This is a genomic window from Stenotrophomonas sp. YJH_SMC_79, from assembly GCF_059367995.1.
Map to the genome: position 1 here is coordinate 372,501 of NZ_JCAFRK010000004.1, position 21,487 is coordinate 393,987.

At 68.3% G+C, this 21,487-nt stretch carries 18 protein-coding genes; 7 read left to right on the top strand and 11 right to left on the bottom strand.

The window, feature by feature from the left end:
• The first annotated feature begins 274 nt into the window (after positions 1-274).
• Together AC5P57_RS17030 and AC5P57_RS17035 are read left to right on the top strand one after the other, a co-directional pair.
• Positions 275-2,593, top strand: coding sequence for a TonB-dependent receptor (locus tag AC5P57_RS17030; protein ID WP_262234999.1), 2,319 nt, complete (start codon positions 275-277; stop codon positions 2,591-2,593).
• Between the two features lie 20 nt (positions 2,594-2,613).
• Positions 2,614-4,071 carry an esterase-like activity of phytase family protein gene (locus AC5P57_RS17035; RefSeq protein ID WP_262234998.1) on the top strand — a complete coding sequence of 486 codons (1,458 nt, stop codon included), beginning with the start codon at positions 2,614-2,616 and terminating at the stop codon, positions 4,069-4,071.
• Between the two features lie 119 nt (positions 4,072-4,190).
• On the opposite strand, the gene AC5P57_RS17040 is transcribed toward AC5P57_RS17035, so the two are convergent.
• The 9 genes from AC5P57_RS17040 to AC5P57_RS17080 all read right to left on the bottom strand — a co-directional run bounded on the left by AC5P57_RS17040 (position 4,191) and on the right by AC5P57_RS17080 (position 15,277).
• On the bottom strand, positions 4,191-4,949 hold the full coding sequence (locus tag AC5P57_RS17040) for a 2,3-dihydro-2,3-dihydroxybenzoate dehydrogenase (RefSeq protein WP_099553369.1): 759 nt from the start codon (positions 4,947-4,949) through the stop codon (positions 4,191-4,193).
• Positions 4,940-8,830: an enterobactin synthase subunit F gene (locus tag AC5P57_RS17045; RefSeq protein WP_262234997.1), complete on the bottom strand. Its 3,891-nt coding sequence runs from the start codon at positions 8,828-8,830 to the stop codon at positions 4,940-4,942. Before AC5P57_RS17045 ends, AC5P57_RS17040 begins: the two co-directional genes overlap by 10 nt.
• Positions 8,827-9,084: a phosphopantetheine-binding protein gene (locus AC5P57_RS17050; RefSeq protein ID WP_099498057.1), complete on the bottom strand. Its 258-nt coding sequence runs from the start codon at positions 9,082-9,084 to the stop codon at positions 8,827-8,829. Before AC5P57_RS17050 ends, AC5P57_RS17045 begins: the two co-directional genes overlap by 4 nt.
• Positions 9,084-9,716: an isochorismatase family protein gene (locus AC5P57_RS17055; protein WP_024958585.1), complete on the bottom strand. Its 633-nt coding sequence runs from the start codon at positions 9,714-9,716 to the stop codon at positions 9,084-9,086. The genes AC5P57_RS17050 and AC5P57_RS17055 overlap by 1 nt, the downstream gene beginning before the upstream one ends.
• Positions 9,716-11,368, bottom strand: a complete 1,653-nt coding sequence (locus tag AC5P57_RS17060) for a (2,3-dihydroxybenzoyl)adenylate synthase (protein WP_262234996.1) — start codon at positions 11,366-11,368, stop codon at positions 9,716-9,718. Before AC5P57_RS17060 ends, AC5P57_RS17055 begins: the two co-directional genes overlap by 1 nt.
• Complete coding sequence (locus AC5P57_RS17065) at positions 11,365-12,558, bottom strand: isochorismate synthase (RefSeq protein ID WP_262234995.1); 1,194 nt, start codon at positions 12,556-12,558, stop codon at positions 11,365-11,367. Before AC5P57_RS17065 ends, AC5P57_RS17060 begins: the two co-directional genes overlap by 4 nt.
• Complete coding sequence (locus tag AC5P57_RS17070; RefSeq protein WP_099553361.1) at positions 12,555-13,751, bottom strand: MFS transporter; 1,197 nt, start codon at positions 13,749-13,751, stop codon at positions 12,555-12,557. Before AC5P57_RS17070 ends, AC5P57_RS17065 begins: the two co-directional genes overlap by 4 nt.
• A 153-nt stretch (positions 13,752-13,904) precedes the next feature.
• Complete coding sequence (locus AC5P57_RS17075; protein ID WP_262235185.1) at positions 13,905-14,216, bottom strand: DUF3817 domain-containing protein; 312 nt, start codon at positions 14,214-14,216, stop codon at positions 13,905-13,907.
• Between the two features lie 125 nt (positions 14,217-14,341).
• Positions 14,342-15,277 (bottom strand): TIGR03571 family LLM class oxidoreductase, encoded by a 936-nt coding sequence (locus AC5P57_RS17080; protein WP_262234994.1) that lies wholly within the window; start codon positions 15,275-15,277, stop codon positions 14,342-14,344.
• A gap of 66 nt (positions 15,278-15,343) precedes the next feature.
• Between AC5P57_RS17080 and AC5P57_RS17085 the strand changes: the two genes are divergently transcribed.
• The 5 genes from AC5P57_RS17085 to AC5P57_RS17105 all read left to right on the top strand — a co-directional run bounded on the left by AC5P57_RS17085 (position 15,344) and on the right by AC5P57_RS17105 (position 19,228).
• Complete coding sequence (locus tag AC5P57_RS17085) at positions 15,344-15,793, top strand: GNAT family N-acetyltransferase (protein ID WP_262234993.1); 450 nt, start codon at positions 15,344-15,346, stop codon at positions 15,791-15,793.
• A gap of 129 nt (positions 15,794-15,922) precedes the next feature.
• Positions 15,923-17,443 (top strand): thioredoxin family protein, encoded by a 1,521-nt coding sequence (locus AC5P57_RS17090; RefSeq protein WP_142806166.1) that lies wholly within the window; start codon positions 15,923-15,925, stop codon positions 17,441-17,443.
• Between the two features lie 248 nt (positions 17,444-17,691).
• Entirely contained in the window at positions 17,692-18,321 is a 630-nt protein-coding gene (locus tag AC5P57_RS17095; protein ID WP_099553350.1) for a superoxide dismutase, read from the top strand.
• The gene (locus tag AC5P57_RS17100; RefSeq protein WP_099553348.1) at positions 18,318-18,893 is read left to right on the top strand and encodes a flavin reductase family protein; all 576 of its coding nucleotides are present in this window, start codon (positions 18,318-18,320) and stop codon (positions 18,891-18,893) included. Before AC5P57_RS17095 ends, AC5P57_RS17100 begins: the two co-directional genes overlap by 4 nt.
• The gene (locus AC5P57_RS17105; RefSeq protein WP_142806168.1) at positions 18,893-19,228 is read left to right on the top strand and encodes a tetratricopeptide repeat protein; all 336 of its coding nucleotides are present in this window, start codon (positions 18,893-18,895) and stop codon (positions 19,226-19,228) included. Before AC5P57_RS17100 ends, AC5P57_RS17105 begins: the two co-directional genes overlap by 1 nt.
• Positions 19,229-19,233: 5 nt before the next feature.
• Here the strand turns inward: AC5P57_RS17105 and AC5P57_RS17110 are convergent, their stop codons facing one another.
• A complete protein-coding gene (locus AC5P57_RS17110) occupies positions 19,234-20,382 on the bottom strand; it encodes a fatty acid desaturase family protein (protein ID WP_099553346.1) in 1,149 nt (382 codons plus the stop codon).
• An 11-nt stretch (positions 20,383-20,393) separates the two neighbouring features.
• Positions 20,394-21,464 carry a ferredoxin reductase gene (locus tag AC5P57_RS17115; protein WP_495219676.1) on the bottom strand — a complete coding sequence of 357 codons (1,071 nt, stop codon included), beginning with the start codon at positions 21,462-21,464 and terminating at the stop codon, positions 20,394-20,396.
• Between the last annotated feature and the right edge of the window lie 23 nt (positions 21,465-21,487).

The window sequence follows — 21,487 nt, forward strand, 5'->3', positions numbered from 1 at the left end:
ACGACACTCCTGTTCCGCGCGCCTGGTAGACGCCAACCTTGGTTGGCGCTCCACCAACGACGCCGCGCATGCCAACCAAGGTTGGCATCTACCAGTGCATGCGTCGGCATGCCACGCATGTAGCGGTGTCACCAGACAGTCATCTGTCTAGCGCACCATTTTCACGTTGACCCACGGCGCCTGCAGCGTCCGCAGTCACCTCGGTTGTCTCCCCTTTCGACTCCATGAGCTCCGCGCCCGCGCGGTGGCTCGTGCCTGCCTGAGTGTCCGTAACATGACCAAGACTTTGTTGGCCGCCGCGCTCTCGATCGCGCTCGCTCCCGCGGCCTGGGCGCAGGATGCTGCCCCGACCTCCAGCACGCCCTCCGCCACCACCCTCGATGCGATCTCGGTGATCGGCAGCGGCGAAGCCCGCCAGGTGCAGCGCATCACCCGCGAGAACCTCGACATCCTGCCGCCGGGTACCAGCCTGCAGAAGACCCTCAACCTGCTGCCGGGCGTCAACGCGCAGTCGGCCGATGCCCTGGGCACCAACGAGCAGTCGATGACGCTGAGCCTGCGCGGCTTCAACTCGACCCGCCTTGGCTACACACTCGACGGTGTGCCGCTGGGCGATGGCGCGTACAACAACTACAACGGCCTGACCATCAACCGTGCGCTGATCAGCGAGAACATGGCCGGCGCGGAACTGGCGGTGGGCATCGGCAGCCTCGGCACGCCGTCCACCAGCAACCTCGGCGGCACCATCTCCTACACCTCCGACCGCCCGGCCCAGGAGTTGGGTGGCCGCGTGGTGCAGACCTTCGGCAGCGATGCCAACCGCCGCACCTTCGTGCGCGTGGACAGCGGCGAGTACAACGGTTTTTCCGGCTACGTCTCCGGCATGAATGCCGTCTCCGATCTGTGGAACGACCAGACCGCCTACAACAAATCCTCCACCAGGCAGTTCAATGCCAAGGGCGTGTGGAACTTCGGCCGCGGCCAGATCACCGGTTTCGTCGATACCTCGCGCACCACCCAGGCGGACTACTTCTACCTGTCCAAGGACGAGATGTCGCGTGGCCTCGGCTGGGACTGGGGCGGCTACGCGCCGGACTGGAACAAGGCCGTGGCCAAGGCCTACTGCAATACCGCCAGCTTCAACGCGAAGAAGTGCGACAGCAGCGGTCCGGACAAGGATGCCGATGGTGCCTTCACCGCCGGCCAGATCCTGCGCGATGACAACCTGTACTACCTGACCGGCGATTTCTTCATCGCCGATGGCTTCAGCCTGCGCGCCGTGGCCTACCACCACGACGACCGTGGCGAAGGCCACAACTGGAACAGCGGCGCGTGGTCGAACAAGGGTACGGCACAGGAGATCCCGATCATCTTCCGCAACACCATCTACACCATCGACCGCGATGGCGGCACGCTGTCGTTCGACTGGGAGCTGGGCGCACATCGCATCGAAGGCGGCGTCTGGTACGAGCGCAACACCAGCAGCGCCGAGCGCTACCAGACCGCCGTGGATGGGCCGCGCGACCTGAGCGGCATGAACACCCTGCCCTCCGATGTCGGCGTGTTCGCCCAGCGCACGCGCTGGAAGACCCATCAGTTCTTCCTGAAGGACACCTGGCGCCTGCTGGATGATCGCCTGACCCTGGAATTCGGCGCCAAGAGCCCGCATGCCACCTCCGATGCACAAGCATTGCCAGGCGACGCGAAGACGCCGATCTCACCGGCCTCGAACAACCAGTTCGCCACCGGCTCACTGAAGGCCAGCAAGAACTTCCTGCCCAGCATCGGCGCCAATTTCCGCCTGGCCGAGCACCACGAAATCTTCGCCAGCTACGCCGAGAACATCGCCATGTTCCAAGGCGGCTTCAAGCTGGGCCCGCAGGCCGTCAGCCAGGCCACCTGGAATGCGCAGGGCAACCTGAAGCCGGAGGAATCGCGCTCGCTCGAAGCCGGCTACCGCTTCGTCACCGATACCCTGCAGGCCTCGATCGCGGCCTACAGCGTGCGCTTCGACAACCGCCTGCTGCAGTACAATCCCTGCGACTCACGCCAGCCGGTCGGCCCGACCTGCGGCAACCGCTTCTACAACGTCGGCGGCGTCGACAGCCGCGGTGCCGAGCTGACCGTGCTGTGGACCCCGAACGAGCACTTCAGCTGGTACACCTCGGCCTCGTTGAACCGCTCGACCTACGCCTCCAACTACGTGCAGGCCGGTGTGGAGCAGCAGATCAAGGGCAAGATCCAGACCGATACGCCCAAGCAGCTGCTGGCCACCGAGATCACCTGGCGCGACAACGGCTGGTTCGCCAGCCTGCGTGGCAAGTACACCGGCGAACGTTTCTACACCTACACCAACGACCAGGGCTTCGGCGGCTTTACCGTGTTCGATCTGGCCGGTGGCTATGACTTCGGCCAGGTCGGCTTCGCCAAGGGCATGCGCCTGTCGTTCAACGTGACCAACCTGACCAACAAACGCTACGCCAGCAACCTGGATTCGAGCGTGTTCGCACCCAGCGACCCGGCCGGCAAGCTGTACGTGTTCCATGCCTCGGCACCGCGCCAGGTGTTCGGTACGATCGACCTTCGCTTCTGATCGCCCCCCGGAGTCCACCGATGCTCGCGACCGCCCTGCTGCTGGCCACCCTCTCCGCCAGCGGATACTCCGCTCCGCATGAGGCCGCTGGCGCACCGCCACGCACCCTGCAGCTGGGCGGTCGCACCTATGTGGACCAGGGCCTGGTCGCCGCCGGGCGGCTGCCCGCAGGCACGGTGGACTTCCTGGGCGATACGCTGGGCTCGTTCTCGTCGCTGGCGGTGCAGCCCGGCACCTGGAAGCGCACCGCCAACGGCTACGAAGGCCTGCTATGGACGCTGCCAGACCGCGGCCGCAACGACCCCGAGGCCGGCCTGTTCTACGACTACACCGGCCGCGTGGAGCGCATGCAGCTGCGCATCGACATCTCCCCGGGCACGCCTGCGCTTGGCACGCTGACCATGGTGCCCGACAAGGGCGTGGTGCTGAAGGACTTCAACGGCCAGCCGTTCACCGGTGCCGACCCGGGTGACCACACGGTCACCCAGCGCGAGGTGGTGCTGCCCTCGCCGGCCAGCGGCGCAGGCGCGGGAAAGGTCTCGCTGGATGCCGAGTCGCTGCAGTTCACCGCCGATGGCCACTTCTACATCGGCGATGAGTACACCGCCAACGTCTACTACTTCGATGCGCAGGGTCAGCTGCAGGGTGTGATCGTGGCACCACCTGCGATCCGTCCGCAGCGCGAGGGCAAGCCGGCGTTCGGTTCACTGGCGCCACCGCAGACCGGCCGCCGCAACAACCAGGGCGTGGAAGGCATGGGCCTGTCTCCCGACGGCACCCGACTGTTCGTCGCCCTGCAGAGCGCCACGCTGCAGGACAGCGCGCAGGGCAACGCGGCGGGCCGCATCAACACCCGCGTACTGGTCTACGACGTGACGACCTCACCGACGCCACAGCAGCCGATCGGCCATTACGTGATGGCCCTGCCCGCCTACGCACACGATGGCAAGGGCAAGCTGGACCGTACCGCCGCGCAGAGCGAGCTGCGCGCACTGGACGACCATCGCTTCCTGCTGCTGGCCCGCGACGGCAACGGGCTGGGCAAGGACGGCGATGACCCGATCGTCTACAAGTCGGTGCTGCTGGTGGATGTGGCCGATGCCAGCAACCTGGCGGGAAGTTCCTACGAAACCGGCATAGCCTCGGTACTGGCCAGCCCGGCGGACACCGTGTTGAAGGACGGCATCGTGCCCGCACACAGCGACGAACTGCTGAACCTGCTGGACCGCCCGCAGTTGGCCCGTGCCGGGCTGGATCTGGACACGAAGCGCGGCCCGCATGCTGGACTGCTGTCAGAGAAGTGGGAAGCCATGGACGTGCTGCCGGCGCTGGACCCGCAGCACCCGAACGACATACTGCTGCTGATCGGCAACGACAACGACTTCATCGCCCGCCACTGCCGCATGCAGGGCCAGGCCTGCAACAGCCCGTACGACAACGACAACCGCGTGCTGGTGTACCGCCTGACCCTGCCCTGACGAAGAACAGACGTCACGCTCTCTGTAGAGCCGAGCCCATGCTCGGCTGAGGCAGAAAGCAGCCGAGCATGGGCTCGGCTCTACAACCCGCGATCCATTTCATCGCAGATGGGGTGCTATCACCCGCGCAGGGTGGCGCCGCCGTCGACGTACAGGTCACTCATCGCCACATGCCCGGCCTGCTCGGACAGCAGGAACATCACCGAGTGCGCGATGTCCTCCGGGGTGGCGAGTTTGCGCAGTGGAATGCCGGCCTTGTAGGTCTCCAGGTTGCCGGCGATCACCCGCTCGGCACCGTGGTCGTCCTGCCACATGCCGGTCTGCATCGGGGTCAGCGTTGAGCCCGGCGCGACGATGTTGCAGCGGATGCCCAGCGGCGCCAGTTCCAACCCAAGGCAGCGGGTGAACATGGTGGCCGCGGCCTTGGACGCGGCGTAGGCGGCCATGCCGTGCCGCGGCACGCCGGCCGCATTCGAGCTGACGGTAACTATTGCGCCCAGCCGGCGCGGCGACATCACCCGCGCCAGTGCACGACCGACGTGGAACACGCCATCGGCATTGACCGCGAACACCCGGCGCCAGTCATCGTCGCCGGTTTCGGTAACACTGCCCACATGCAGTACGCCGGCCACGCTGGCGGCCAGCATGATCGGCCCGATGCTGGACTCGACCTGGTCCACCAGGGCGTCGACGGCGGCGCTGTCGGTCACATCGAGTGCGAACGACCTGACCCGCGTATCGGCCACGTGTGGCGCCTCACGATCGGTCGCTACCACTGTGCAGCCGGCCTCGGCCAACAGCCGTACCAGTGCCTCTCCGATGCCACCGGATGCACCGGTCACCAAGGCTACACGGCCTTCAAAACCGGTCAACTGCATGTTGCGATCTCCTGTTGCTCGTCCCATTGGCGCAGGCGCGCCGACAACCACGGTGCCAGCTGCGCCACCGCATCGCGGCCGGTCAGTTCGGCGTGCAGGAACGGCAGCTCCAGCGCCTGCACCTTGCGCGCGTGGGTCCGCCACAACGCCGACTGCAGCTGTGGCCGCGCCTGGTGATCACGACCCGCACGGACGTGCACCAGCGTGCCGTCGAACGGTTGGTGGATGTGTTCGCGGATCAGTCGATTGGTGCCGGTCACCGCGCGCACCACGCCATCGAGCACCACCTCCGGCAGGCTGCCGAGTGCACTGCCGCCACGTCGCAGGAACGCCAGAATGCGTTCACGGCTGTCCAGTTCTGGATGCGCATCCGGATCGTGGCCGGCAATCGCCAGCAGTGCCCGCAATGCAGCGATGGCGTCGGGTTCCGGCTCGGCCCGCCAGCACTCGCTGGGATAGGCGTCCAGCAGTACCAGCTCGCCGACGTCGCGGCCGATCTCATGCAGGCGCACCGCCATCGCCTGGGCGAGGATGCCCCCCACCGACCAGCCCAGCAGGTGCACCGGCCCCTTCGGCTGCAATGCGGCCACGCGCTGTACGTAGTCGTTGGCCATCGCATCGATGCTGCTCGGCAGTGGCTGCCGCGCATCCAGTGCCGGCGACTGCAGGCCATACACCGGGCGTGCCGGCTGCAGTGCCCGGGCCAGGCTGCGGTAGTTCCAGGCGATGCCACCGGCCGGGTGCAGCACGAACAGCGGCGTGGCCCCGGCAGCTTCGGTCGCGGCCAGCGCGATCACCGGCCCCAGTGCGTGATCGGCCAGCGCGGGCGGCTCGGCAATGCGAACCGCCAGCGCGGCCACGGTGGGCTGCGCGAACAAGGCACCCAGACCCAGGTCGCAGCGCCAGCGCTGCTCGATGGCCAGCAGCAGGTGCACCGCCGACAGTGAGTCACCGCCGAGACTGAAGAAGTCCGCATCCACCGCCACCGGCGCCTCACGCCCGAGTGCCTGGGCAAACAGCAACGCCAGTTCCTGTTCCAACGGCGTGCGCGGCGCCAAGCCGGCAACTTCATGTTGCGGTGGCTTCGGCAACGCGTTGCGGTCGAGCTTGCCGTTGGCGGTCACCGGCCAGTGGTCCACACCGACAAACGCCGAGGGCACCATGTAGTCCGGTACGCGCGTGGCCAAGTGGCTGCGCAGCATCACGGCATCGGCAAGCGCGGTCGGCACATACGCCACCAGACGCGCTTCGCCGGGAGCATCCCGGCGCAGCAGCACTTCCACCCGCTCCATGCCGGGCAGTTCGCGCAGTGCCGCCTCGATCTCGCCCAGCTCGATTCGCAGGCCGCGCAGTTTCACCTGGTGGTCGCTGCGGCCCAGGTACTCCACCGCACCATCGTGGCGCCAACGGGCTACGTCGCCGGTACGGTAGATACGCTCGCCCGCCAGGAACGGATCCGCAAGGAAGCGCCCGGCAGTGAGATCATCGCGACCGAGATAGCCACGTGCCAGCTGCACGCCACCCAGGTACAGGTCACCGGCCACGCCCACCGGCACCGGCTGCATCCGGGCATCCAGCACGTACAGGCGGGTATTCCAGACCGGGAACCCGATCGGCACCGGCCGCGAGCGGTCCTGCGCCGACGCCGGCCAGTAGCTGACATCCACCGCAGCTTCGGTCGGGCCGTACAGGTTGTGCAGCTCTGCGTGCACGCGCGTGTGGAAACGGTCGCGCAATGAAGCGTCCAGCGCCTCACCGCTGGTGAACACCCGGCGCAGCTGCAGCCCTGCCGAGGCCGGCACGGCGAGGAAGGCATCGAGCATCGACGGCACGAAATGCGCCGTGGTGATGCCATGCCCACGGATCAAGCGCGCCAGTTCGGTGGGATCACGATGCGCGTCCGGCCCGGCGACCACCAGGGTGGCTCCACACAGCAGCGGCAGGAAGAACTCCCAGACCGAGACATCGAAGGTCGCCGGGGTCTTCTGCAGCACGCGGTCATCGGCCCGGATGCCGTAGTGCTCGCGCATCCACAGCAGGCGGTTGACGATGGCACGGTGTTCGACGACCACGCCCTTGGGTTCGCCGGTCGAACCGGAGGTATAGATCACATAGGCCGCATCGCTGGGCGCTGGATCGGCCCATGGCGCGGCGAAACTCAGCGCGGTCCATTGCTCCGGCGCGAGCACCGGTACGCCAGCCATGCGCGCCGAAACCTCCGCGGCGGCCAGTACGCACACCGGCTGCGCCGAGGCGAGAACACGCGCCAGGCGCTCATCGGGATGGGCAAGGTCCAGCGGCAGGTAGGCGGCTCCGGCACGCAGCACCGCCAGCAGCCCGATCACCAGCTCCAGCGAGCGCGGCAATGCCACCGCCACCACGCTGCCCGGGCCGACATCCATCGCCCGCAGCTGTGCCGCCAGCGCGAAACTGCGCGCTTCCAGCGTTGCGTAATCCAACGCAGTGTCGCCGAACACCAGCGCCGGTGCGTGCGGGTCCCGATCCATGCCCTGTTGCAGCAGCTCGACCAGGGTCGTCTCCGGCAATGCGTGCGCGGTGGCATTGAAACCGTGCAGCACCTGCTGCGCCTCCGCGGGCGTCGCCAGAGGCACGGCTGCGATATCGTCAGCCTGCAGTGCCGCCGACACGAAGTGCAGCAGCCGCGCCGCGTGCGCCTCGACATCGTCGCGACTGTACAGCGCGGGATTGGCCTCGATCTCCAGATCCAGAAGGTGCTGGCCATCGCCACGGAAGCCCAGTGTCAGATCATCCACCGGCCCGGTGCACAGCACCTCCAGCGTCGCCTGCACGCCGGTCAGCGCCAGCGGCTTGTAGAACGGCTGCACATTCACCAGCGGGCCGTGCAGACGCTGCTGCGCGCCGACCAGGCCCAGGTCCCGGCGTAGTTGCTCACCGCGGTAGCGGCCGTGCTTGCGGCCCTGGCTGAGCTGGCGACCCAGGCCGCGGGTAAAGGCCTCGACGCTGCCCTCGCCGGCCGCCACGCGCAGCGGCAACACGTTCATCACCATCGCCGGCACCCGCGCCGACGCGTTGCCGAGCCGCCCCATGTAGGGCACGCCCAGCACCACTTCATCGGCGGCGCTCATCCGCCGCAGGTACTCGGCCGACAACGCCGCCAGCACATCCGGCCAGGGCTGCAACCAGCGTACCGATGCCTGCAGCAACTGCTCACGGAATGCCGCATCGAGCGGCTGCACCCAACGCAGCGCGTCGTCACTGGCAGCGAGCGTACCCGCCAGTCCTACGCCCGCCGGTGCACCTTGCATATGCTCACGCCACCACTGCCCGGCCTGCGCGCGGTGCGGGTCGGCACGATAGGCTGCATCATCGGCCAGCACGCCCGCCAGCCCCGGCAGTGACTCACCCATGCGGCCGGCATACAACGCGCACACGCGATCAGTGAACAGCGCCATGCCGTAGCCATCGGCGGCCAGATGATGCACCCGCAGGTACCAGACCCAGCGCTGCCCGCCCAGTTCAAGCAGCACCTGCTGGCTGATCCGGTCGCGGGTGGGGTCGACCGGGCTCAGCCGGTCAGCCTGCATCAGGCTGCGTGCCGCAGCGGCGGCATCCGCCTCGGCGGAAACATCACGCACCGAAAGCAGCGGCACGTGTGCCGGGTCATGCCACTGCTGCGGCTGGCCATCGGCTCCTTCGGCAAACCGCAGCGCGAAGGCCTGGGCTTCGAGCGCAGCCTGGTCTGCCGCTGCGACGAACGCGGCCACGTCCAGCGGGCCGTCGATCCACACCGCATGCGCGGTATTGAATGACGGGTTGTCCGGTGCCAACCGCTGTGCGAACCACAGTCCGGCCTGGGCCTCGGTCAATGCCACCGGCGTGGCCAGCGCGACGGCGTTCATGCGTTCTGCGCGGCCTGCAGCGTCTGCACCACGTTCCACCACTGGCGCAACGTGGTGTGCTCGGCCAGCTGCGAGAACTCCAGCGGCAGGCCGGTGTTGCCCCAGGCCAGCACCAGGCCGAGCATGCGCATCGAGTCCAGGTCCAGGTCGATCAGGTTGTCGTCGTCACCGATCTCTGCTGGCTCGCACTCCAGAACGCGCGCCACGTCAGCACGCATCCGCTCCAGATCCAGCACCTCACCCGTGGCAGCCATCACAGCACCTCCAGCAGCTGGTCGGTGGTCATCGGCACCCCGCTGGTGCGCGCGATCCAGTGCAGCGCCTGATCGTGATCGGCACGCGAGAAGTCCGCCACCGCATCGGCGGCGATGAAGGCCTCGATATCGCGCTGGAAGGCTTCCACCACGGTCGCGGTGCAGCCGATATGCGCGTACACGCCGGTGACCAGCAGCTGGTCGCGGCCACGTACCCGCATCAGTGTTTCAAGGTTGCTGCGCTGGAAGGCGCTGTAGCGGTGCTTCACCAGCACGTGCTCGCCCGGCTGCGGTGCCAGCGCCTCGATGATCGGTTCATGGTCGGCGCTGCGACGCATGCCCGGTCCCCACAGGTCGGCCTGCAGGCCACGGTCACGGCGGTCCTGGTCGCCATGCTGGGCCGTGTAGAACACCGGAATGCCGTGCGCGCGGCAATGCGCCAGCAGGCGTGCGATGTTGTCCACGGCCGGCCGCAGCGGTGCGTTGCCGGCGTCGAACGCAGCCAGGAAGTAGCGCTGCATGTCGTGTACCAGCAGCGCGACGCGATCGCGCTGCGGGCGCCACGGGCCGCGTGCCTGTGGCAGCTCGGCGGCAGTCGGCAAGGGGTAATCGGTGATACGGGGCAGCGCCATCAGCGCGTTCCTCCTGTCTGTTGCAGATGACGCGCGCGCAGTTGCGCGCGCAGTTCGCGGCGGCTGATCTTGCCGACCGCGGTGGTATCGAAACTGTCGACGAACACGACCTGGTCGGGCACCTTGAACGCCGCCAGGCCACGACCGCGCATCCAGGACTTCAGCGCCGGCGCCTTGAACGGCTCGCCCTGCGGAATCACGAAGGCGCAGCTGCGCTCGCCCAGATACTCATCGGGAATGGAGACCACGGCGGCATCGAACACGCCCGGATGTGCCAGCAAGTGGTCTTCGATCTCCTCGGCGGAGATCTTCTCGCCGGCACGGTTGATGTGGTCACCGGCGCGGCCCTGCACCACCAGGTAGCCTCCGGGCAGCTGCTGCACGCGGTCGCCGGTGCGATAGAAGCCATCGTCGGTGAACGAGCGCGCATTGGCCACCGCATCGTTGTGGTAGCCGCGGATGGTGTACGGGCCACGGGTGAGCAGATGCCCCACCTCGCCTTCGGCTACCGGCTGGTCATGGTCATCGACCACGCGCACTTCGTCATCCGGGCTGATCGGCCGGCCCTGGCAGGCCACGATCAGTTCCTCCGGGTCATCCAGCCGTGTGTAGTTGACCAGGCCTTCGGCCATGCCGAACACCTGCTGCAGCGTGCAGCCAAGGCCGTCGATCACCCGCCGTGCGGCTTCCGGCACCAGCTTGGCGCCGCCTACCTGCAGTACCTGCAGGCTGGACAGGTCATGCTTGCTCGTAGCCGCGGCCTGCGCCCACAGCAGCGCCAGCGGCGGCACCAGGCCGCAGCAGGTTGCCTGCTCGCGGGCGATCAGCGGGAAGGCCGCATCCGGCCCGGGGCCGGGACTGAGCACCACGCGGGCACCGGCATACAGCGCGCCGAAGAAGCCGGGCGAGCTCATCGGGAAATTGTGCGCGGCCGGCAGCGCGACCAGATAGACGCTGTCGCGGTCGATGCCGCAGAGGTCATTGCTGGCGCGGAACGAGTAGATGTAGTCGTCGTGGGTACGCGGAATCAGCTTGGACAGCCCGGTGCTGCCTCCGGAAATCTGCAGGAACGCCACCGACTGCGGGTCCGGATCGGCCGGCAGCTGGCTGCGATCGCCCTGCAGTGCCTCCAGCGCGACGAACTCCGCCGCATCGCCGTCGATCACCACATGGCGAACGGCCGGCACTTCGGCCTGCAGCGCCCGCGCCAACCCGCGATGATCGAAGCCATCGTGCAGCTCGGTGGTGATGTAGGCACTGGCTTCGGCCTTGCTGGCAAAGTGGACCAGCTCGGTGATGCGGTGCGCCGGCAACGCGTACACCGGCACCAGGCCGGCGCGGAACAGGCCACAGACCGTGGTGATGAAGCCTGCCGTGTTGCCCAGCTGCACCAGCACCCGCTCGCCCGGCTGCAGGCCGAGTGCCAGCAGGCCGGCACCGATGCGTCCGGCCTCATGCCACAGCTGCGCGTAGCTCAGGCGGACATCACCGGCGACCACCGCGATGTCGTCGGCATAGCGTTCTGCACGTTCGCGCAGGAACGCCGGGAAGGTCTCGCCACGCCAATAGCCGGCCTCGCGATAGCGCGCCACCAGCGCGTCGGGCCACACCTGCTGCAATGGCAGGCGGGAGGAATCAGCGGAGGTGTTCATGCTGCGGGCTCGACGGCAGGCGCGGATTCATGGACACCCAGCGCGTTCAACAGGGCAGCGAACTTCGCTGCGGTTTCGGCCACCTCGGCCTCGGGGTGCGAATCGGCGACGATGCCGGCACCGGCATACAGGCGCAGCTGCCTGCCCTGCAGGCGCGCGCAGCGGATCGCCACGTACCAGTCGCCGTCACCCTGCGCGTCCAACCAGCCCACGGCGCCCGCGTAAAAGCCGCGCGGCACCGGTTCCAGCTCGCGGATGCGCTGCAGCGCCGTCAACCGCGGCGTACCGCAGACCGCCGGCGTGGGGTGCAGCTGCGCCAGCAGTTCGGCGGCCGGCGTCTGCGGATCCTTCAGGGTGGCGTGGATGCGGGTGCCCAGGTGCCACATGCTGGCGGTGGCATGCAGCACCGGGCGCGGCTGCGCATCGATGTGGCTGCAGTACGGTGCCAGGCCCTCGACGATGGCTTCGACCACGTGGCGGTGCTCGTCGTGGTCCTTGGTCGAGGCCAGCAGCGCCTGCGCCGCACGCTCGTCCTCGGCGGCATCGGCACTGCGCCGCGCGGAGCCCGCCAGCGGATGTGACAACAGTTCGGCGCCGCGCTTGCGCAGCAGCAGTTCCGGAGTCGCCCCCACCAGCCACGCCGGGGCCTGGCCCAGCTCCACCGGCAACGGCACCGCGTAGGTCGCCACCGACGGATCCGCGCCCAGGCGTGCCAGCAGCACATCCGGAGACAGCGCCTGGCGGGTATGTGCCAGCAGGCTGCGCGCCAGCACCACCTTCTGCAGGCTCAGTTCGGGCGCACGCAGTACCTGCACCGCAGCAGCCACCGACGCCGCGTACGCATCCGGCGCGGGCTCGGCGCGCAGGGCGCCGTCCAGCGGCGGTGCGGCCTGCGGCTGCAGTGCCAGCGCCGGCAGCAGGCGCTCGGGCTGGAACAGCGCATCGTCGGCACGCGGCTCGAACGGCACCGCGCCAACCAGCAGGCCCGGGCCGCCACGCTGCTGGGCAAAGAACTCCGAGACGCGCTCTGCCAATGTCGCCAGTGCACCGGCCGGCAGCGTGGCGCGGCAGCCGCGTGCGTGCACGTGCTGGCCCGCATGCTGCAGCAGGAACAGCGACGCGTCGTCGGTGCTCTCCTGCGGCGCTGGCGCGGCCTCCGGCCACGCGCCCTGCATCAGGGAATCGTTCATGGGGTCTCCTTCATCCGATGCGCTGCAGCCAGCGCGCACAGCAACAGCAGCAGCGCACCGACCAGCAGGTAAGGCAGGCTTGGCCCGCCGCGATACAACAGCGTGCCGAGCATCGGCCCGGCCACCATGCCCAGCCCCTGCGCGGCAGCGACGGTGCCCGCGGCGGCGCCCTGTTCGTGCGCTTCCACCGCATCGGCGGCCAGCGCCTGGAACGAGGGGAATACGAAGCCCATGCCGAACGCTGCCAGCGCATAGGCTGCCGGCAACTGCCAGGCCTGCTGCACGCCTGCCACCGAAGCGAAGCCGATGCCGGAAATCAGGGCACCCAGGACGATCCAGCGGCGTGGATGTACCTCCAGCTTCATCACCAGCGCCTGCGCCAGGATCAGGCCGACGCCAACGGCGGTGAGTGCAATGCCAGCCATGCGTGCACCGGCCGCGGCATCCAGGCCCAGGCGATCAATCGCGAAGAAGCCGACCGTGACCTGCGCGATGGTCACCGAGACCATGGCGATGAACGCTGCCAGCTGCGGCAGGCGCAGCCGCGTGTCGAGGCGGTTCATCGGCGTGCGGCGCTGTGAGGACGCGCCCACCACGGGCGGCGTGGCCGGCAGCCGCCAGGCCAGCAACGCCAGTGCCAGCAACGGCAGCAGCGCGGCCACGTACAGCGCCAACGACAGGTTCGTATAGGCCAGCCAGCCCGCGGCGGCCGGGCCGAGCACCATGCCCAGCGCGTTGGCGCTGCCCAGGCGGGCGAGGAATTTCGCACGTTGGCCGGTCGGTGCCTTGTCGGCGATCAGCGCGGCTGCGGTAGGAGGCACCGCCGCGTAGAACAGGCCGATCAGGCCACGCGCGCCGACCAGCACCAGCACTGACACCAGTACCGGCGGCACCGCCTGCAGGGCGACGTCGATGAACACCGCCAGCGCGATGTAGACCACGGTGTAGGCACTCATCGCCAGCATCAGCACGCGCTTGCGGCCGATGCGGTCGCTGAGTTGGCCCCAGGGGCGCGCGGCCAGCATCCACAACACGCCTGCGGCGGTGACCGACAGGCCGGCATGCCACTCGGACAAGCCGAGCATGCGGACCACCGGGCCGATCACGGCGACGAAGGACATCATCGCCATGGTGCCGATCAGGGCAGCCAACACCAGCGCCGGCAAGCCGGGAACGACGGGACGTGCGTGCATGGAACACCAGCCGTAACAGGAAAGGATGGGCGGGCGCACCTGCGCGCCCTACCCGGCACCGGCCCTGCTCAGGACCAGACACCATCCTTAAATGATAACGGCTCGTATTTGCATTTGATACCCATTCTCTTGAATGGGCATGCAACAGTGGGTTCAGCGCATTGCACGCAGACCCAGCAGGCCACGGCGCTTGAACCACCATTCCAGCGGCAGCGTCACCAGCGGCGGGATGGCTGCCAGCAGCGCCAGCGCACTGGCCCACCACGGCCAGCGCAGGCGCACCGCCGCGAACAGGGTGACTGCCACGTAGACCAGGAAGGCCGCGCCGTGCAGCGGCCCGAACAGCTTCACCAGCGCCGCGTTGGCCATCGGACCGTACTTCATCCACATGCCGATGAGCAGGCCGGCCCAGGTCACGGCCTCGATGAAAGCGACAGCCGCGAACAGGCGTCCGGTCGGGTGCATGGGGGAACGTTGGGTCACGCGAAGCTCCGGCATCGGGATATCAAATGCGAATGATACGCAGATGCGAACCCCATGTAGAGTCGAGCCGTGCTCGACTGCTGGAGCGTGTCCACCAAGGAGGACACCTACCGGAGCACATGCGGCAGAACCTGCTCCCCGATCTCACGCAGCACCGCGTCCATCGGCCGCCCGTTGTCGACCAGGTTGAACATCACGTGCGCCACGCCCTGCGCATGCACGCGCAGCAGGTAGTCACGCAGGCCATCGCGGCCGACCTTCAGGCCCAGCGGCAGCGGCTCGGCGGGCGCCTGCGGATCGGCCTGCAGATCCAGCAGCATCGACTGCACGAACGGCTTGCCTGGGCCGCCGCGTTGCGCCAGCGCCTGCTGCCACAGGCCGATGCGCCCCTCCTGCGCGGCCTCCTCGCGATGATAGGTGGCCCAGCCTTCGGCCTCGCGCGCGATCCACTGCAAGCTCTGCCGTGCAGTGCCCACCACCAGCATCGGAATGCGGGCTGCCGGCGCCGGCAGCACGTCGAAGCCACCGGTCGCCCGCACTACGGCGGTCCGCTCATCGGCCTCCGGTGACAGCGCCGCGCGCAACAAGGTCCAGCGCTCACGGAAGGTCGCCGCCCTGCCCTCCAGATCCTCGCCGAATGCGGCGAATTCTTCCGGGCGGTCACCCGAACCCAGGCCCAGCACGAAGCGTCCGCCGCTGATCCGGTCCAGGCTCAAGGCCGATTTCGCCACCTGCAGCGGCTGCCGCAATGGCAGCACGATGGCCGCGCTGCCGACCACGATGCGCTCGGTCGCGGCGGCCAGCATGCCCAGCCACAGGAACGGATCGTCCAGCGCGCTCGCTGTCGCGTCCGGACCCTGCGGCACCATCAGCGGGACATCACGCGTCCACAACGCGGCAAAGCCCAGGTCATCGGCCAGTCGTGCGATGCGTCGGGCTTCATGCGGATCGGCCAGCCCATGTGACGCCACCGGCGTCATCAGGCCCAGGCTCAGGCCCTGCTGCGGAAACAAGGCAGCGTAAGCAGGATTGAAATCACTCATGCCGCCAGCTTAGCGTGCAGGCCTGCGGCAACGATGACGCGCCCCCCACCACCGGAAGAACACTGCATGCCGAGGATCCGCCCTGCCCACGTCGATGACCTGCCCGCGATCAGCGCGGTGTGCCTGGCTGCGTTCACTGCGGCGGTGGCGCCTTCGCTCAGTGCGGCCGGCATCGCCACCTTCGGCAGTGTTGCCGCCGCCGAAGCGTTCGGCGCGCGCCTGCAGGGTGACAACCACATCCTGGTGGCCGAGCAGGACGGTCGCGTCGTCGGCGTGATCGAACTGAAGGAAGGCCGGCACCTGGCGATGCTGTTCGTCGATCCCGCCTGCCAAGGCCAAGGCATCGGCCATGCTTTGTTCGAGGCGGTGCTTCCGCAGGTGCGCGAGCCGGTCGTGACCGTGCGCGCCTCGCTCAATGCAGTGCCAACCTACCTGCGCTACGGCTTCGCGCTGGACGGCGAGGTCGGCGAGTTCAATGGGTTGGTGTATCAGCAGATGGTGCGGGCAGCGACCTGAAGGCATCCGCCCGGCGTTGCCCGGCGATGCCCGGTGGGCGTCATGCCCTGCAGCACGCCCGTCATAAGCAAACTGAATCAGCAGGCCCCCCGGCGGTTCCTACAATGGCCTGTCACCCTGCCCTTCGAGATGCTGCCGATGCGCGTCGCGCTTTCCGTGTTGCTGCTGGCTTCGGCGCTGAGCGCCTGCACCCCGGCCCCGGTTTCCACCGCCAACTCCGCCGAGGCGCCCGCGTTGGCCAAGGAAATCTCCTGGCGCCAGGGCGATGTGGACGATGCCTTCGCCGAAGCCGCCGACAGCGGCAAGCCGGTGCTGCTGTACTGGGGCGCGGTCTGGTGCCCGCCGTGCAACCAGCTCAAGGCGGGCCTGTTCAAGGACCCGGCCTTCATCGCGCTGACCAGCAAATTCGTTCCCGTCTACCTGGACGGCGACGAGGAAGGTGCGCAGGCCTGGGGCGAGCGCTTCGGCGTACGCGGCTATCCGACCCTGATCGTGCTGGACCCACAGCGCAACGAAATCACCCGTGTAGCCGGTGGAAACGATGCGGCCGAACTGACCCGCGCATTGACCGTGGCCGCCGGCCGTCGCAGCGCGGTCGCCGCTACGCTGGCCACCGCGCTCGCCACGCCGGACAGGCTGGCCGCCGAGGATTGGCAGGTGCTGGGCGACTACGGCTGGGAAGTGGACGCCAATCGCCTGGCCGGTGAGCGCAAGAGTGCCGACGTGCTGCGCCAGCTTGCCAGAACCGCACCGGATGCCGCCCTGCAGCGCCGCTTCGCGCTGCTTGCCTTGGCAACGGCCGAAAAGCCCGATGCCTCGCCCACCGAAGTACGCGAGCTGCTGCAGGCGGTGCTGGCGCAACCGGCGGAAGTGCGCCGCAACCGTGAGTTGCTGGGCTATGCAGGCGTGCAGCTGGTCAAGCAGGCCAGTGCCGGGCCGGCCACCAGCAATACGCTGGGACAGCAGCTGCTGGTCGCGCTGGAGCGCGCAGATGCCGAGCGCGGCGACCGCGCCGACGACGCGTTGTCGCGTGCGCTGACCGAAGTATCCCTTGCCCGCCAGCAGCAGCCGAAGGGTGGATTGCCCGCCGCGCTGGTTGATCGGGTCAAGCAGCGCGTGGCTGCTGCCGATGCCGCCGCCACCGATGCGCATGCACGCCAGGCCACGATCAGCAGCGCGGTCTATGCCCTGCGCCAGGTCGGTGACGACGCAGGTGCCGAGGCGCTGTTGCTGGCCGAGCTGAGGCGCAGCGAGCAGCCGTACTACTACATGCCCGAGCTGGCCGAACTGGCCGAGCAGCGCGGCGACACCGCCGGTGCGCTGGAGTGGTTGAAGCGTGCCTACGACGGTGCCCAGGGCCCGGCCACCCGCGTGCAATGGGGCGTGCTGTACGTGGAGGGCCTGCTGAAGCTGGCGCCGGACGACGCACCACGCATCGAGCAGGCCACCGCATCGCTGATCGCCGAACTGGAAGCGCAGCCGTCGGGTTACCACCAGCGTACCCGCCAGCGCTTCGAGCGCCTGGCCGGGCAGTTGAAGACGTGGAGCGGCAAGCACCAGGGTGCGGAGACGCTGGCGCGGCTGCAGCAGCGGATGCAGCAGGCATGCGGTGACCCGGTGGATGGTGCGTGCAAGGACTGGTTGAGCTGAGTTGATGAAAACGCTGGCGGCGGGCACATCAGCGCGCCGGTGAGGTTCGAAAAGCGGGTTCTGGTAGTGCCGGCCGCTGGCCGGCAACCCGACCTTCGCTGATTGCCGGCCAGCGGCCGGCACTACCATGCCGCTCTTGCTCCCTTTCACGCATTTCAATCCTTCCCCTTGACCTCAACCAATGTTGAGGTGCGATAACGATCTCCCCACGGCCAGCCCCTCTGGCCTTCCCCACGGAGATTGCTTCGATGTCGTACTCGCTTCCCCCGCTCCCCTACGCCTACGACGCCCTCGAGCCGCACTTCGATGCGCGGACGATGGAGATCCACCACAGCAAGCACCACCAGACCTACGTCAACAACCTCAACGCCGCCATCGAGCAGGCCGGCATCGCCGAGCAGCCGGTCGAGGCACTGATCGCCCGGCTCGATACCGTGCCCGAGGCCCAGCGCGGCGCCATCCGCAACAACGGCGGTGGCCACGCCAACCACAGCCTGTTCTGGACCGTACTCAGCACCAACGGTGGTGCACCCGATGATGAGCTGGCCGCCGCCATCGACCGCGATCTTGGCGGCTTCGATGCCTTCAAGGATGCCTTCACCAAGGCGGCGCAGACCCGCTTCGGCAGCGGCTGGGCCTGGCTGACCAGCGATCGCGATGGCCGCCTGCAGGTGGAAAGCAGCGCCAACCAGGACAGCCCGCTGATGGGTGCAGCCGTTGGCCTGTCCGGCAACACCCCGATCCTCGCACTGGATGTCTGGGAACACGCCTACTACCTGCACTACCAGAACCGTCGCCCGGACTACATCGGTGCGTTCTTCAACATCATCAACTGGGCCGAGGTCGGCCGGCGCTACCGCCAGGCCAGGGCCTCATGAGCGCCGAGACACTGCCGTACGCCGGGCCGTGGGCGGGGGTCTTCCCCGCCCCGGCGCCGGTGCCGTCGGTCGAGATGCCGCCGCGTGCCCTGCGGCGGCTGCTCGGCCACTTTCCTACCGGCGTGGCCATCGTCTGCACGCGCGACGCGCAGGGCAAGCCCATCGGCCTGACCATCAATTCGTTCGTGCCGGTGTCATTGCAGCCGCCCCTGGTGCTATGGAACCTGGCGTTGCACGCGCAGAGTCTGTCCACCTTCCAGCGCGCCACCCGCTTTGCGATCAGCGTGCTGGCGGCCGACCAGGAAACGCTGGCCCGGCGCTTCGCCGATCCGCAGGTACGCAACCGCTTCGACGGCCTGGCATTGCTGGATGACGGCGAGGACGCCCCACCGCGCATCGCCGGTGCGGTCGCCCATCTCACCTGTACCCGCCACGCGATGTGGCCGGTGGGCGATCACCTGCTGCTGGCCGGACGCATCATCGAGGTTCACGAGAACGGCGGCGCCCCGCTGCTGTTCCATCGTGGCCGCTTCCAGCCCGGTCCCACCGAACTGCTGGTGGAGGTGCGTTGATGAACATCGAAGCCCTGGAATGCATGCTTGCCAACGGCAAGGACGGCGCACTGCTGCGCTTCGGCCTGGGCAAGGGCTGGCTGGATGCCGGCAACCCGGTACGCGCGGCGACCCATCTGGGCCGTTGCGTGGTTCTTGATCCGCAGTACTCGGCGGCCTGGAAGCTGCTGGGCAAAGCCTGGCTGGCCAGTGGCCAGCCGCAGGCGGCGCGCGAAGCATGGCAACGCGGCCTGAGCGTGGCCGGCAGCAAGGGCGACCAGCAGGCACGCAAGGAAATGCAGGTGTTCCTGCGACGCCTGGACCGCGAGCAGGCGGACCTGGCGAAAGCGGGCTGAGTCGATCAGCCCGCGTTGGCCGATGCCGGTGCGGACATGATGTCCGACATCGGCAGGCGGCGCGGCTTGCTCGGGAACGCGTGGCGCAGGATGCGCCAGACCACCTGGCCGAACTGGCGCGGCAGCGAGCCGTTGTTGTAGTGCTGGCCGTAGCGGCGGCAGATGTCCTTCACTTCCTTGGCAATGGCCGCATAGCGGTTGGCCGGCAGGTCCGGGTAGAAGTGGTGCTCGATCTGGTGGCTGAGGTTGCCCGACAGCACGTTGATCAGGAAGCCGCCGCTGATGTTGGACGAACCGCGCAGCTGGCGCAGGTACCAGTGGCCACGCGATTCATTGCGCAGGCACTCCTTCGGGAAGGTTTCCGATTCGGCGGTGAAGTGCCCGCAGAAGATGATCACGTAGGTCCAGATGTTGCGCAGGCCGTTGGCCACCATGTTGCCCAGCATCACGGTGAGGAAGAACGGGCCGGCCAACAGCGGGAAGAACACGTAGTCCTTCAGCACCTGGCGGGCCATTTTCCGCGCCACCGGGCGGGTCTGCAGCCACATCGCACGGCCACTGATACGCCCCTTCAGCCAACGGCCCAGGCGCAGGTCCTGCGCGGCCACGCCCCACTGGAACAGCAGCGCGAAGATCGGCGCGATGATCGGCTGCAGCAGGTAGAACGGCTTCCAGCGCTGTTCCGGGAAGATGCGCAGCAGGCCGTAGCCGATGTCATCGTCCATGCCGCGCACATTGGTGTAGGTGTGGTGGCGGAAATTGTGGGTCTTGCGCCAGTTGTCGGCGGTGGCAACGATGTCCCACTCGTAGGTATTGCCGTTGAGCTTGGGGTCGCCGGTCCAGTCGAACTGGCCGTGCATCACGTTGTGGCCCAGTTCCATGTTCTCCAGGATCTTGGACAGCGCCAGCAGCAGCGTGCCGGTGATCGCGGCCGGCCACAGCAGCGGCATCCAGAACAGCGGCGAGAACGCCGCCAGGAACAGCAGGCCACGGCCGCCCACGCCGAACCAGCGCACGGCGGCGGCCACGCGGCGGATATAGCGGGTATCGGAGGCACCGAGGCTGTCGATCACACGGTCGCGGATCGCGTCGAGTTCCTCGCCGAAGGCATGCATCTCGGCAGTACTCAAGGCACGGTCGGTAGCGCGGGTCATGGCAGGCGTCCTCAGAGATCCAGGGTCAGGTCGGTGGTCGGTGCGCTCACGCAGATCCGCACCGGCTGTGCCGATTCGGACTGCAGGTCGCCGGTGCGCAGGTGGCGGGTGGCGCCACTGACGCGATCACAGGTGCAGGTGTTGCAGATGCCCATGCGGCAACCGTGCTTGGGCTTGATGCCATGCGCTTCCAGGCTTTCCAGCAGCGAGCGGCCACGTGGCACGCTCAGCTGGCGGCCACTGCGGGCCAGGGTCAGCGACACTTCACCCTCACTGCTGGCATCGCGCAGCGGCGCCGGCGGGGTGAAGGCTTCGGCGTGGAAGCCGGCCACCTGGTGCGCCAGGCGTTCGCGCGCGGCGGCAACGAACCCATCCGGGCCGCAGGCCAGCACATGGCGCTGCGCCAGCGGCGTGTCATCGCCCGCCACCTGCAGATCGTGGGTATCGATGCGCGCGGCCGGCGCCTCACCTTCGCGGGTGGTCAGCAGGTGCACGCGCAGGTTCGGATGCGCTGCGGCCAGCGCCTGCAGTTCATCACGGAACTGCAGATGGGCGGCGGTGCGCTCCCAGTAGAACAGGTCCACCGGCGCCGCCAGCGGGCGCTGGCAGGCCTCGCGCAACAGGCTGCGCATCGGCGTGATGCCGCTGCCGGCCGCCAGCAGCAGCACCGGCGCCGCGGCCGGCATATGGAACTCGCCGAAGGCGGCATCGAGGCGGAACAGTTCGCCCGGCTGCGCGTGGTTGACCAGATGCTGGCTGACCCGGCCGCCGTCGATCGCCTTGACGGTGATCGCCAGCTCGCGCCGACCCAGTGCGGTAGGACTGTAGCTGCGCTGCCACAGGCGTCCTTCAATCTCGACGCCGAGGGTGACGTGCTGGCCAGCGCGCATGCCGGCCCAGTGCCGGTTGGTGCGCAGGACCAGGGTCGCCGCGCCCTCGCCGGCCGGCTCACGCCGGACCAGGCGGGCCACCGGCTCGCGCAGGGTCCACAGGGGATTGAGCTGGCCCGCCCAGAAATCGAACAGCGACGGCGAGACCCAGCGGTACGGAGAGAACAGGGACGGACGGACGACAGCGCTCATGAGCGAACTATACGGGCGCACAT

What these genes read in the sequence shown, in the direction of transcription:
- AC5P57_RS17030 (WP_262234999.1), top strand. Translation starts at nt 275, where the DNA reads ATGACCAAGACTTTGTTGGCCGCCGCGCTCTCGATCGCGCTCGCTCCC.
- AC5P57_RS17035 (WP_262234998.1), top strand. Translation starts at nt 2,614, where the DNA reads ATGCTCGCGACCGCCCTGCTGCTGGCCACCCTCTCCGCCAGCGGATAC.
- AC5P57_RS17040 (WP_099553369.1), bottom strand. Translation starts at nt 4,949, where the DNA reads ATGCAGTTGACCGGTTTTGAAGGCCGTGTAGCCTTGGTGACCGGTGCA.
- AC5P57_RS17045 (WP_262234997.1), bottom strand. Translation starts at nt 8,830, where the DNA reads ATGAACGCCGTCGCGCTGGCCACGCCGGTGGCATTGACCGAGGCCCAG.
- AC5P57_RS17050 (WP_099498057.1), bottom strand. Translation starts at nt 9,084, where the DNA reads ATGGCTGCCACGGGTGAGGTGCTGGATCTGGAGCGGATGCGTGCTGAC.
- AC5P57_RS17055 (WP_024958585.1), bottom strand. Translation starts at nt 9,716, where the DNA reads ATGGCGCTGCCCCGTATCACCGATTACCCCTTGCCGACTGCCGCCGAG.
- AC5P57_RS17060 (WP_262234996.1), bottom strand. Translation starts at nt 11,368, where the DNA reads ATGAACACCTCCGCTGATTCCTCCCGCCTGCCATTGCAGCAGGTGTGG.
- AC5P57_RS17065 (WP_262234995.1), bottom strand. Translation starts at nt 12,558, where the DNA reads ATGAACGATTCCCTGATGCAGGGCGCGTGGCCGGAGGCCGCGCCAGCG.
- AC5P57_RS17070 (WP_099553361.1), bottom strand. Translation starts at nt 13,751, where the DNA reads ATGCACGCACGTCCCGTCGTTCCCGGCTTGCCGGCGCTGGTGTTGGCT.
- AC5P57_RS17075 (WP_262235185.1), bottom strand. Translation starts at nt 14,216, where the DNA reads ATGCACCCGACCGGACGCCTGTTCGCGGCTGTCGCTTTCATCGAGGCC.
- AC5P57_RS17080 (WP_262234994.1), bottom strand. Translation starts at nt 15,277, where the DNA reads ATGAGTGATTTCAATCCTGCTTACGCTGCCTTGTTTCCGCAGCAGGGC.
- AC5P57_RS17085 (WP_262234993.1), top strand. Translation starts at nt 15,344, where the DNA reads ATGCCGAGGATCCGCCCTGCCCACGTCGATGACCTGCCCGCGATCAGC.
- AC5P57_RS17090 (WP_142806166.1), top strand. Translation starts at nt 15,923, where the DNA reads ATGCTGCCGATGCGCGTCGCGCTTTCCGTGTTGCTGCTGGCTTCGGCG.
- AC5P57_RS17095 (WP_099553350.1), top strand. Translation starts at nt 17,692, where the DNA reads ATGTCGTACTCGCTTCCCCCGCTCCCCTACGCCTACGACGCCCTCGAG.
- AC5P57_RS17100 (WP_099553348.1), top strand. Translation starts at nt 18,318, where the DNA reads ATGAGCGCCGAGACACTGCCGTACGCCGGGCCGTGGGCGGGGGTCTTC.
- AC5P57_RS17105 (WP_142806168.1), top strand. Translation starts at nt 18,893, where the DNA reads ATGAACATCGAAGCCCTGGAATGCATGCTTGCCAACGGCAAGGACGGC.
- AC5P57_RS17110 (WP_099553346.1), bottom strand. Translation starts at nt 20,382, where the DNA reads ATGACCCGCGCTACCGACCGTGCCTTGAGTACTGCCGAGATGCATGCC.
- AC5P57_RS17115 (WP_495219676.1), bottom strand. Translation starts at nt 21,464, where the DNA reads ATGAGCGCTGTCGTCCGTCCGTCCCTGTTCTCTCCGTACCGCTGGGTC.